11 protein-coding genes are annotated in these 11,981 nt (G+C 70.4%); 9 read left to right on the top strand and 2 right to left on the bottom strand.

Annotation, left to right across the window (positions count from 1 at the left end; all coding sequences use genetic code 11):
- The first annotated feature begins 58 nt into the window (after positions 1 to 58).
- The 4 genes from IT072_RS12920 (at position 59) to dapF (ending at position 4,370) form a co-directional block, all read left to right on the top strand.
- Positions 59 to 871 carry a regulatory protein RecX gene (locus tag IT072_RS12920; protein WP_223357208.1) on the top strand — a complete coding sequence of 271 codons (813 nt, stop codon included), beginning with the start codon at positions 59 to 61 and terminating at the stop codon, positions 869 to 871.
- Positions 872 to 958: 87 nt separating this feature from the next.
- The gene (gene miaB, locus IT072_RS12915) at positions 959 to 2,569 is read left to right on the top strand and encodes a tRNA (N6-isopentenyl adenosine(37)-C2)-methylthiotransferase MiaB (protein ID WP_223357207.1); all 1,611 of its coding nucleotides are present in this window, start codon (positions 959 to 961) and stop codon (positions 2,567 to 2,569) included.
- Positions 2,566 to 3,489, top strand: coding sequence for a tRNA (adenosine(37)-N6)-dimethylallyltransferase MiaA (gene miaA / locus IT072_RS12910; protein ID WP_223360973.1), 924 nt, complete (start codon positions 2,566 to 2,568; stop codon positions 3,487 to 3,489). The genes miaB and miaA overlap by 4 nt, the downstream gene beginning before the upstream one ends.
- Before the next feature lie 2 nt (positions 3,490 to 3,491).
- A complete protein-coding gene (gene dapF / locus IT072_RS12905; RefSeq protein ID WP_223357205.1) occupies positions 3,492 to 4,370 on the top strand; it encodes a diaminopimelate epimerase in 879 nt (292 codons plus the stop codon).
- 45 nt (positions 4,371 to 4,415) lie between these two features.
- Here dapF and IT072_RS12900 read toward each other — a convergent pair whose 3' ends face one another.
- Positions 4,416 to 5,042, bottom strand: coding sequence for a class I SAM-dependent methyltransferase (locus IT072_RS12900; RefSeq protein WP_223357202.1), 627 nt, complete (start codon positions 5,040 to 5,042; stop codon positions 4,416 to 4,418).
- Between the two features lie 64 nt (positions 5,043 to 5,106).
- Between IT072_RS12900 and hflX the strand changes: the two genes are divergently transcribed.
- The 4 genes from hflX (at position 5,107) to IT072_RS12880 (ending at position 10,596) form a co-directional block, all read left to right on the top strand.
- Positions 5,107 to 6,618: a GTPase HflX gene (gene hflX / locus IT072_RS12895; RefSeq protein WP_223357200.1), complete on the top strand. Its 1,512-nt coding sequence runs from the start codon at positions 5,107 to 5,109 to the stop codon at positions 6,616 to 6,618.
- Between the two features lie 225 nt (positions 6,619 to 6,843).
- A complete protein-coding gene (locus IT072_RS12890; RefSeq protein WP_223357198.1) occupies positions 6,844 to 7,794 on the top strand; it encodes a methylenetetrahydrofolate reductase in 951 nt (316 codons plus the stop codon).
- A gap of 21 nt (positions 7,795 to 7,815) precedes the next feature.
- The gene (metE, locus tag IT072_RS12885) at positions 7,816 to 10,164 is read left to right on the top strand and encodes a 5-methyltetrahydropteroyltriglutamate--homocysteine S-methyltransferase (protein ID WP_223357196.1); all 2,349 of its coding nucleotides are present in this window, start codon (positions 7,816 to 7,818) and stop codon (positions 10,162 to 10,164) included.
- Positions 10,165 to 10,245: 81 nt separating this feature from the next.
- Positions 10,246 to 10,596, top strand: coding sequence for a metallopeptidase family protein (locus IT072_RS12880; protein WP_223357194.1), 351 nt, complete (start codon positions 10,246 to 10,248; stop codon positions 10,594 to 10,596).
- 92 nt (positions 10,597 to 10,688) lie between these two features.
- On the opposite strand, the gene lexA is transcribed toward IT072_RS12880, so the two are convergent.
- Entirely contained in the window at positions 10,689 to 11,372 is a 684-nt protein-coding gene (gene lexA / locus IT072_RS12875; RefSeq protein ID WP_223357192.1) for a transcriptional repressor LexA, read from the bottom strand.
- 240 nt (positions 11,373 to 11,612) lie between these two features.
- Here lexA and IT072_RS12870 point away from each other — a divergent pair, with 240 nt between their 5' ends.
- Positions 11,613 to 11,981, top strand: a complete 369-nt coding sequence (locus IT072_RS12870; RefSeq protein WP_223357190.1) for a LysM peptidoglycan-binding domain-containing protein — start codon at positions 11,613 to 11,615, stop codon at positions 11,979 to 11,981.

Here is an 11,981-nt window from a genome sequence, read left to right as displayed (position 1 = left end):
CCGCCAGTCGCCGACCGTTTGTCCGTGCATCGCGCGAGAGGTGTTCGAGGAGAGCTTCATGGTCGTGAGGTTTCCATCCGATCCGTTCGGTGAAGCGAAGAACGAGCCGATGAACGGAGGGGGCGACGGGGACCGCCTCGCGCCCGTCACTCCGCTGCGGCGGCCGGCGTCGCGTGGCGTGGAGAGCCGGCATCCGGCCGGAACGGCGCGAGGAGTCGCGCGCGAGACCGAGCATGAGCCCGGCGACGAGGGTGCGGACGCGAGGATCGTCGAACTCCCCGGCGCCACTCGATGGAACAACACGTGGGCGGACGACGGACGAGCGGCTGCCACCGCAGCGGCCGCAGCCGTGACCTCCGTCGATCAGGACGACGACGAAGCCGATCGCCAGGCGAAGAAGGTCTCAGCGGTCACCATCCGGCAGTTGGCACGCCGGGGCATGTCCCGGTGGGAGCTGGAGCAGGTCCTCCTCAAGCGCGAGATCGAACCCGAGGTGTTCGGCCCCGAGCTGGATCGCCTCGAGACGCTCGGCGTGATCGACGACGCGTCGCTCGCCGTGAGCCTGGCGTTCACGCAGCACAGCCGCAAGGGGCTCGGGCGCACCGCGATCGAGCAGGAGCTGAAGCAGCGGCACATCGATCCCGAGCTCATCGAGATCGCGCTGGCCGACATCGCCGACGAGGACGAGCTGGAGCGCGCCACCGAGCTCGCTGTCAAGCGCATCGGCCAGCTGTCGTCCTACGACGACGAGACGGTGCGTCGTCGTCTCCACGGTTTCCTGGCCCGCAAGGGCTACAGCTCCGCGATCGTGCGGCAGGCGATGGAGGCCGCCCTGGCTTCGCGTCGGCGCGGCGGCGTGCGGTTCCAGTAGGCGGGAGGCTGGCATCCCCGGGACATCCCTCCGCGCGATCCACGCTGTTCTGAGCCGCGGCGAGGCGAACGTAGAATTGTCGGCATCATGAGCATCATCGAACAGCGCAGCGTCATCGAGCCCTCGGCGGCAGCCCTCCGTGCCGACGGCACGGCACGGACCTACGAGGTCCGCACGTTCGGCTGCCAGATGAACGTGCACGACTCCGAGCGGCTCAGCGGGTCCCTCGAAGCCGCCGGCTACGTTCCGGCCGACGGCGCCGAAGCCGACATCGTCGTCATCAACACCTGCGCCGTGCGCGAGAACGCCGACAACAAGCTGTACGGCAACCTCGGACACCTCGCCGGCATCAAGCGCCGTCACGAGGGCATGCAGATCGCCGTCGGCGGCTGCCTCGCGCAGAAGGACAAGAACGTCATCCTCGAGAAGGCGCCCTGGGTCGACGTCGTCTTCGGGACCCACAACATGGGTGCGCTACCGAGCCTCCTCGAGCGCGCGCGCCACAACGACGACGCCGAGATCGAGATCCTCGAGTCGCTCGAGACGTTCCCCTCCACACTGCCGACGAAGCGCGACTCCTCCTACTCCGGGTGGGTCTCCATCTCGGTGGGCTGCAACAACACCTGCACCTTCTGCATCGTGCCCTCGCTGCGCGGCAAGGAGAAGGACCGCCGCCCGGGCGACATCCTCGCGGAGATCCAGGCACTCGTCGACGACGGCGCGATCGAGGTCACCCTGCTCGGGCAGAACGTGAACTCCTACGGCGTGGAGTTCGGCGACCGGCAGGCGTTCAGCAAGCTGCTGCGGGCGGCCGGGCGCATCGAGGGCCTGGAGCGCATCCGGTTCACCAGCCCGCACCCGGCGGCGTTCACCGACGATGTGATCGACGCCATGGCCGAGACGCCGAACGTCATGCCGCAGCTCCACATGCCGCTGCAGTCGGGCTCCGACCGGATCCTCCGCAGCATGCGCCGGTCGTACCGCTCCGAGAAGTTCCTCGGCATCCTCGACCGCGTGCGCGCCAAGCTGCCGGACGCCGCGATCAGCACCGACATCATCGTCGGGTTCCCCGGCGAGACCGAGGAGGACTTCCTCGAGACCATGCGCGTCGTGGAGGCGGCCCGGTTCGCCTCGGCGTTCACGTTCCAGTACTCGATCCGTCCCGGTACCCCCGCCGCGACGATGGACGACCAGGTGCCCAAGGAGGTCGTGCAGGAGCGTTACGACCGCCTGATCGCACTGCAGGAGCGCATCTCGCTCGAAGAGAACGAGAAGCTGGTGGGCCGCGAGGTCGAGCTGCTCGTCGCCAACGGCGAGGGCCGCAAGGACGCCGACACGCGCCGGCTCAGCGGTCGCGCCCGCGACAGCCGCCTGGTGCACTTCGAGCTCCCGGCGGGAGCGGAGGCGCCGCGGCCGGGCGATGTGGTCACGGTGCGCGTCACGCAGGCCGCTCCGCACTACCTCATCGCCGACGCCGTCGCCGACGGTCCGTTCCGGGTGCGTCGGACGCAGGCGGGCGACGCGTGGGATCGCGCTGAGGCCGAGTCCTGTGCCGTCCCCGCCCACGGTTCGGGTGCCACAGCCGACGCCGGCGGTCGCGTGTCTCTCGGTCTCCCGACGCTGCGCACGCGTGAGCCACTGACCTCGCCCGGCGTCGGGACGATGCCGATCTACGACCCGACGGACGGCCAGCGCTGAACGCCGACGGCCCCGGCGTCGTCGCGATCGTCGGGGCCACCGGAACCGGCAAGACCGACCTCTCGCTCGCGCTCGCCGAGCGCCTGCGCGCGCGCGGACAGGCCGCGGAGGTCGTCAACGCCGACGCCATGCAGCTCTACCGCGGCATGGACATCGGCACGGCCAAGATCCCCGCGAGCGAGTGGCGCGGTGTGCCGCACCACCTGTTCGACGTCCTCGACGTCACCGAGGAGGCCACGGTCGCCCGGTATCAGCCCGAGGCACGGGCCGCGGTCGACGACATCCTGGCGCGCGGTGCGGTCCCGATCCTGGTCGGCGGATCCGGGCTCTACGTCTCCAGCGTGGTGTTCGACTTCCGGTTCCCCGGCACCGACCCGGAGCTGCGGGCGCGTCTCGAGACCGAGCTCGCGGCGCAGGGACCGGGGATGCTCCACCGACGGCTGGCCGCGGTCGACCCCGTGGCCGCCGCGCGCATCGGGTCGACGAACGGCCGACGCATCGTGCGCGCCCTGGAGGTCGCCGAGCTGACCGGCGAGCCGGTGAGCGGCACCCTGCCCGAGACGCCCGTTCCCTGGCGGCCGGTGACGCTCCTGGGACTGGCGGCGCCGCGCGACGAGCTCGTGACCCGGCTCGACGCCCGCGTCGAGCGCATGTGGGCCGACGGCCTGCTCGACGAGGTGCGCGGCCTGATCCCTCGAGGGATCGAGCGCGGCATCACCGCTGGCCGCGCCATCGGATACGCCCAGGCCCTCGCCGAGCTGCGCGGCGAGCTGACGACGGCCGAGGCGATCGGCCGGACCCAGCAGTTGACCCGTCGCTACGCGCGACGCCAGGTGAGCTGGTTCAAACGGTACCCGGACCTCCACTGGCTGGCGTACGACGACCCGGCGATCGTGGACGCGGCGCTCGCTAGGCTGTGAGCATGGCGACACTCCACTTCACCAAAGGTCAGGGCACGGGCAACGACTTCGTGCTCTACTCCGACCCGGACGGACGGCTTCCGCTGACGGCCGCGCAGATCGCCGAGATCTGCGACCGCCACTTCGGCGTCGGAGCCGACGGCGTCATCCGCGCGGTGAAGTCCAAGCACCTCCCGGAGGGCGTCGAGGCACTCGCGGAGGACGAGGGCGCCGAGTGGTTCATGGACTACTACAACGCCGACGGATCGGCGGCCGAGATGTGCGGCAACGGCATCCGCGTCTACACCCGCTTCCTGATCGAATCGGGGCTCGTGGAGCTCGCCGACGGAGACACCCTCGCCATCGGGACCCGCTCAGGCGTCCGCGATGTGCAGCGCAACCTCACCGGATTCCAGGTCGACCTCGGGCGCTGGGACCTCGACGGCGGCGAGCCCCTGGTGCGCGCGAAGGAGCTCCCGGTCGCGCGCCCGGGCCTCGGCATCGACATGGGCAACCCGCACGTCGTCGTCGCGGTCGCGGACGAGAGCGAGCTGGAGGCCGCCGACCTCACGTACATCCCGCACCTCGAGCCGGCGCCCGAGCACGGCGCGAACGTCGAGTTCGTCGTGCCGCACGAGCCGCTCGTCAAGGACGGCGTCGGCCGCATCCGGATGCGCGTGCACGAGCGCGGCAGCGGCGAGACGCTCTCGTGCGGAACAGGCGCGGCCGCCGCGGCGCTCGCGGTGCGGTACTGGGCGGGAGACGGCGCACCGAATCAGTGGCGCGTCGATGTGCCGGGCGGGACCGTGGGCGTGCGCATGTTCGCCACGGAGGACGGCGAGCACGTCGCCCTCAGCGGCCCGGCGGAACTGGTCTACACGGGCACCCTCGAGCTCGCCTGAGCCGAGCGGCGCTGGGCACGAATGCTCCGGCCGCGTCCCGGAGGTTCAGTCGTCAGCGGTGCGCCGCGGCCGGTGCGAGCGGAGGACGCGGTAGCCCTTGGAGATCGCGGCGCGCGTCGTCTTCAGCTCAGGCAGGGCCGCCTCGATCCAGCGGTGCAGGGAGTCGCTGCCGAGATTGCGCTGCACGACCAGCCACGCGTCCGACCCCGGCTCGAGGCGCGGGAGCCAGCGGGTGAGGATGTTGTGCAGCTCGTCCTTGCCGATCCGGATGGGCGGATTGGACCAGATCGCCGTGAACAGCAGGTCGTCGGGAACATCGTCGGGGGTGACGGGGTTAATATTGGTGAGACCGAGCTTCTGCGCGTTCAAGCGCACCACATCCAGGGCTCGGGTGTTGACGTCGACGGCCCAGACCGTCGCATGAGGGGATTCGAGAGCCAGTGTGAGAGCCAGCGGTCCCCAGCCGCAGCCCAGGTCGAGGAACTGACCTCCGGGCGGCGCAGCGGGGACATGGTCGAGCAGGACTCTCGTTCCCGTATCGATGCGCTCGGGGCTGAAGATGCCGTTCGCGGTCGTCAGCTCGTACGTCTGGCCGGCCAGCCGTACGGTGATGGGCCGCAGGTTCATCTCGCTCTCGGGAGCCGTGGAAAAGTAGTGGTCTCCGCTCGCCATAAGAGGACCGTACAGGACGCAGCCGAACTGACAAACTGGGATGGACCCGGAACGGGGACGAAGAATGACTGAACGAACCGAAATCGAAGAACACGGCACCGACGACGTCGTCGCGCGCGTGCTCGCGACCGAGAAGAACCGTGCGAGCGTGACGCTGTTCGGGACGGGCGCGCAGGCGCTCCAGTCCACGGCGACCGCCGACGGCTCCCACGACGGCGAGCAGTTCGACCGGGAGGAGCGCGCGGCACTCCGCCGCGTCAGCGGGCTCTCGACCGAGCTCGAGGACGTCACCGAGGTCGAGTACCGGCAGCTCCGACTCGAGAACGTGGTGCTCATCGGCGTGTACTCGCAGGGCACCCTGCAGGACGCCGAGAACTCCATGCGCGAGCTCGCCGCCCTGGCGGAGACCGCGGGCGCCGTCGTGCTCGACGGCCTGCTCCAGCGCCGCCCGCATCCGGACCCGAGTACCTACCTCGGGCGCGGCAAGGCGGAGGAACTGGCGGGCATCGTCGCCGCGCTCGGCGCGGACACCGTCGTGGCCGACACCGAGCTGGCGTCGAGCCAGCGGCGCGCGCTCGAGGACGTCGTGAAGGTGAAGGTGATCGACCGCACCGCGGTGATCCTCGACATCTTCAGCCAGCACGCCAAGAGCCGCGAGGGCAAGGCGCAGGTGGAGCTCGCGCAGCTCGAGTACCTGCTTCCGCGCCTGCGCGGCTGGGGCGAGTCGATGTCTCGCCAGGCCGGTGGCCAGGTCGGCGGCGCCGGTGCGGGCATGGGGTCGCGCGGTCCCGGTGAGACGAAGATCGAGCTGGACCGTCGGCGCATCCACACCCGGATGGCGAAACTGCGCAAGCAGATCGCCGGGTTCAAGCCCGCCCGCGAGGCGAAGCGCGCGAACCGCAACCGCAACTCCGTGCCCTCCGTCGCGATCGCCGGCTACACCAACGCCGGCAAGTCGAGCCTTCTGAACCGGGTGACCAAGGCGGGCGTGCTCGTCGAGAACGCCCTGTTCGCCACGCTCGACGCGACCGTGCGCCGCTCCGTGACCGCCGACGGCCGCCTGTACACCCTCGCCGACACCGTCGGCTTCGTGCGCAACCTGCCGCACCAGCTGGTGGAGGCGTTCCGCTCGACGCTGGAGGAGGTGGCCGACTCCGATGTGATCCTCCACGTCGTCGACGGCTCGCATCCCGACCCGGCGTCGCAGCTGGCGACAGTGCGCGACGTGATCGGCGAGGTCGGGGCGCGCGACATCCCGGAGATCGTGGTCTTCAACAAGGCCGACCTGATCGGCCCGGACGAGCGGCTGGTGCTGCGCGGGCTGGAGCCCGGAGCGATCTTCGCCTCCGCCCGCACGGGTGAGGGGATCGACGAGGTGCTCGCGGCGATCGCCCGGCTGCTGCCCGACCTGTCGGTCGAGGTGCGGCTCGTCGTGCCGTACGACCGGGGCGACCTGATCTCGGCCCTGCACGAGCGCGGACGTGTCCTCTCCACGGAATACGTGGAGGAGGGCACGCGGGTCCACGCGAAGATCATGCCGGAGTACGCGGCGGTGTTCGAGCCGTTCGCGGTCTGAACGACGACCGGAGGTGACGAGGCCGGACGGGAGCGTGTGTCGAATGATGACACAGACGATTCCGTCCGGCCTTCGTCGCCTGTAGATTCTTCACTCAACCGACGCGGTCATCCGCTCGGTGGTGCGACAGCCGAGCCCGGCACCCGCCCGTGAACCCGCTCCGCCCGACGCGCGCCGTCGGCCGGGCCGGGTGCCCGTGCCGCTGATCGACCACCTGAGGACGCCATGAGCTGTACCACCTCCCGGTACTCCTTCGAGCTCTACCCGCCGCGCAACGAGCGCGCCGCCGCCGCGCTGCCCGCGACCATCGCGCGGCTCGCCGCCGCCCGACCGGACTTCATCTCCGTCACGTACGGGGCGAACGGCTCGTCGCGGACCTCCTCGCTCGACGTGCTCCGTCAGATCCTGGAGCACACCGACGTCAGCCCCATGGCGCACCTCACGTGCGTCGGCTCGTCCCACGAGGAGGCCAACCGGCTCATCCGTGAATTCCTCGACGCGGGGGTCCGGCGCTTCCTGGCCGTGCGCGGCGACCCGCCGGAAGACGCCGCACCCGGCGACGACGGCCTCGGTGACATCCGCAGCTCGGCCGAACTGGTCCAGCTCATCCACCGCGTCCAGGCGGAGCGCGTTCCGTACGGGGAGCTGCCGGTGCCGGAGCTGCACGCCCAGGCCGTGCTCGCCCATCGCGAGCACGTGCAGATCGCGGTCGCGGCGTTCCCCAACGGGCATCCCGCCTCCCATTCGCTGTCGCAGGACATCGACGCCCTGCTCGCCAAGCAGGCCGCCGGCGCCAACCTCGGGATCACCCAGCTGTTCTTCCACGCCGAGGACTACCTGTCGTTCGCACAGAAAGCGAAGGACGCGGGTGTCACCTTCCCGATCCTGCCCGGCATCATGCCGGTGACATCGCCGGGGCGTCTCGCCCGCATGCTCGAGCTGAGCGGCGAGGACCTCCCCAGCGACCTGGCCATCCAGCTCGAGGTGGAGCCCACGGACGAGGGCCGCCGCGAGATCGGCATCGCGTGGGCTGCGAACCTGGGCCGGCGCCTGCTCGACGGCGGCGCCCCCGGCCTCCACCTCTACACCTTCAACCAGAGCGAGGCGGTGCTGTCCGTCCTCGACCGGATCGGCGTCCTGCCCGCCGACGCCACCTCCGCCGTCTCCACCTCCTGACGCAACCGAAAGGGCTCCACCATGACCTCCACCTCCCGTGCCGCCTTCCCGGCGGGAACGATCCTCGGCTACCCGCGCATCGGACGCCGTCGCGAGCTCAAGAAGGCGGTCGAGTCCTTCTGGGCCGGCACGATCGATGCCGCAGAGCTGGAAGCGACCGCGGCCGGACTGCGCGCCGCCACCCGCGAGCGGCTTGCGAGCCTCGGGCTGGGCCGCGACGACGCCTCCATCCCCGAGAGCTTCAGCTACTACGACCAGGTGCTCGACGCGGCCGTCGCCGTCGGCGCCGTACCGAGCCGGTTCTCCGGCCTCGCGCGCGCGGACGGCTCCGTCGACCTCGCCGGCTACTTCACCATCGCGCGGGGCGAGGGCGACAACGCCCCGCTCGAGATGACGAAGTGGTTCGACTCCAACTACCACTATCTGGTGCCGGAGATCGGCCCGGAGACCGACTTCCGCCTCGCGTCGGACCGTCTCGTCCGCGAGTTCGAGGAGGCGCGCGGCGCCGGCTTCGTCACCCGACCGGTGATCGTCGGCCCGGTGACATTCCTGCTGCTCAGCAAGGCGTCGGACGAGGCGCCGGAGGGCTTCCGGCCGCTGTCGCGCCTGGCCGACCTCCTGCCGGTGTACCGCGAGCTGCTCGCCCGGCTCGACGCCGCCGGCGCACCGTGGGTGCAGCTCGACGAGCCGGCCCTCGTCAGCGAGAGCATCGAGGAGCCGCGGGAGGCCGTCCTGGAGGCGCTCCGTACCGCCTATTCCGCGCTGGGCGGCGCAGCCGACCGCCCGGCGATCTTCGTCGCCGCCCCGTACGGCAGCCTGGACGACGCACTCCCCGTCCTCGCCGCCTCGCCGATCGAGGCCCTCTCACTCGACCTCGTCCGGGGCTCGCTGCCGTCCGGGCTGGACGCGGCGACAGCCGGGTCGCTCGCGACCAAGACCGTCGTCGGCGGCGTGATCGACGGCCACAACATCTGGCGCGGCGATCTCGAGGCCGCGTTCGGCACGCTCACCGAGCTGCTGTCGCTCAGCCCCGACGTCGCCGTCTCCACCTCCACCTCGCTGCTGCACGTGCCGCACGACGTCGAGGACGAGCCCGACCTCGACGCTCGCCTGAAGGGGTGGCTCGCGTTCGCCGACCAGAAGGTCGGGCAGGTCGCCGTGCTGGCCCGCGGCCTGGTGGACGGCCACGAGGCCATCCAGGACGAGCTCACGGCGGCGACCGCGTCGCTCGCGGACCGCGCCTCCGCCCCGGGCGTCCGGGTCGACGCGGTGCGCGCCCGCGAGGCCGCGCTCACCGAGGCCGACTTCCGCCGCGGCGCCTACGAGGACCGGCTCGCGGCCCAGGACGCGGCGCTCGGCCTGCCGTTCCTCCCGACCACGACCATCGGCTCCTTCCCGCAGACCGGCGACATCCGCCGCTCCCGCGCACAGTTGGTGAAAGGGCTCATCACCGAGGCGGAGTACCTCGCCAGGATGCAGGCCGAGATCAAGCGCGTCGTCGACCTGCAGGAGGAGATCGGCATCGACGTCATCGTGCACGGCGAGCCCGAGCGCAACGACATGGTGCAGTACTTCGCGGAGAACCTCGACGGGTTCGCCGTCACCCAGAACGGCTGGGTGCAGTCCTATGGATCGCGCTGCACGCGTCCGTCCATCCTGTGGGGGGACGTCTCGCGACCGAAGCCGATCACGGTGGACTGGTCGACGTACACGCAGAGCCTCACCGACAAGCCGGTCAAGGGGATGCTGACGGGTCCGGTGACGATCCTCGCCTGGTCGTTCGTGCGCGACGACCAGCCGCTCGGCGAGACCGCCCGCCAGGTCGCGCTCGCGCTGCGCGACGAGATCGAGGACCTCGAGGCCGCGGGCATCCGCGTCGTCCAGGTGGACGAGCCCGCGCTGCGCGAGCTGCTGCCGCTGAAGCGTGCCGCGCAGGACGAGTACCTGGACTGGTCGGTCGGCTCCTTCCGGCTCGCGACGGCCGGCGTGCGCGACGAGACGCAGATCCACACCCACCTCTGCTACTCGGAGTTCGGTGTGGTCATCGACGCGATCCGCAACCTCGACGCCGACGTCACCAGCATCGAGGCCGCGCGCAGCCGCATGGAGGTCGTGCACGACGTCCAGACCTCCGGCTTCGAGCACGGCATCGGCCCGGGCGTCTACGACATCCACTCGCCGCGCGTCCCCTCCGTCGCCGAGGTCACCGAGCTGCTCGAGACGGCGCTCGGCGCGATCCCCGGTCGCCAGCTCTGGGTCAACCCGGACTGCGGACTGAAGACACGGGGATACGACGAGACTGTCGCATCGCTCCGCAACATCATCGAGGCGACGCGCGCGGTGCGCGAGCGCGTGTCCGTCGAGGCCTGACCCTCCCGGTCGCCGAAGGGCGTCGTTCCGCCGTGGGCGGACGGCGCCCCTCTGCCGTGCCCCGTGCGCGAGGATGGGCGCATGGTGCAGATGACCGACGCCGAGTTCGAGGAGCTGGTGGGCGCCGTGTTCGACGCGCTGCCGGACGCGATCGTCGGGCACCTCGACAACGTGGCGTTCCTCATCCAGGACCAGCCGTCGGGGGAGCGGCCGCGCCTGTTCGGGCTCTACAGCGGACGGCCGCTGACGACCCGCGGCGTCTATGGATTCGGTGAGCTGCCGGACCGCATCACGCTGTTCCGCAACAACCTGGAGGAGAGCTGCTCGGACGTCGACGAGCTGCGCGCCCGTGTGCGGGTGACACTGGTGCACGAGATCGGGCACTACTACGGCCTCGACGACGCGAAGCTGCAGGAGCTCGGCTGGGCCTGATGCGCGCGCATCCCCATGCCCATGTGGACTAAATAACGCCTATCGGCTCCGCAAACGCGACATTTGGTCCAAATCGTGACGCCCGGGAGGGGTCAGACGGCGCGGAGGACGGCGACGACCTTGCCGAGGATCTGCGCGTAGTCGCCCAGGATCGGCTCGAAGTTGGAGTTGCGCGGCAGCAGCCACGTGTGGCCGTCACGCTGCCGGAAGACCTTGACGGTGGCCTCCTCGTCGAGCATCGCCGCCACGATGTCGCCGTTCTCCGCGGTGTTCTGCTGGCGCACCACGACCCAGTCGCCGTCGGTGATGGCGGCGTCGATCATCGACTCGCCGACGACCTTGAGCATGAAGAGCTCGCCGTTGCCGACCAGCTGGCGGGGGAGGGGGAAGACCTCCTCCACCTGTTGCTCGGCCGTGATCGGCACGCCGGCGGCGATGCGGCCGACGAGTGGGACCATCGCGGCGTCGCCGACAGGGGTCTGGTTCTCGTAGTCGACGGACTCGGACGACGACGACGGCAGGTCGATGAGGATCTCGAGGGCGCGGGGGCGGTTCGGGTCGCGGCGCAGGTACCCGCTCAGCTCCAGCTGGTTGAGCTGGTGAGTGACCGACGAGAGGGAGGAGAGGCCGACGGCGTCGCCGATCTCGCGCATGCTCGGCGGATAGCCCCGCTGGTTCACGGACTTCTGGATCACGTCGAGGATGGCGAGCTGCTTCTCGCTGAGGTTCTTTCGGCGGCGCGTGCCGCCCCGCGGAGCCTGATTCTCGTTCGACACGCTCGTCCCTTCGTGAGCTCGACCGCATCCGCTCGTCCCGAATGTCGGTGGTGCCTGGAAAGGTGAAGTCCAGACAATCGAAACTGTATCCACGATACGGCCGGAAACAAACATGTGTTCGAGTGTGTCTCGAAATCCGTGGGCGGATTTCTCGGGCGCATCGGGTCTTGCGGTTTCGGACATTCGAAGATACATTCGGAACACAGCTTCGCATCAGCGACGCACGAGGAGGTCACGGCCATGAGCACGACGGTGATGGTGAGCAGCACGATTCCCGCTCTTCCCGCGGGCGCACGCACGCGGCTGCGTCTCACGCGACGCGGTCGGGCTGTGCTGACGACGCTCGCGGCTCTCCCGCTCATCCTCGGAGCCCTGGTGTTCGCGCTCAATGGGGGCGGCGCCGTGGCGACCAGCGAGCAGGCCCACGTGGCCTTCCAGCACGTGACGGTGGAGTCGGGCGACTCGCTCTGGACGGTCGCGGAGCGCATCGCGCCGAGCGCCGATCCTCGCGACGTCATCGCCGACCTGGTGCAGCTGAACGGGCTCGACGCCTCCGGCGTCGTGTCGCCCGGGCAGCAGCTCGCGGTCCCGACCAAGTACGAGCACTGA

The sequence above is a fragment of the Leifsonia sp. ZF2019 genome, assembly GCF_019924635.1.
Classification (GTDB): domain Bacteria; phylum Actinomycetota; class Actinomycetes; order Actinomycetales; family Microbacteriaceae; genus Leifsonia.
Note: the sequence above shows the minus strand (reverse complement) of the source record. Positions and strands in the feature narration are given on the sequence as shown.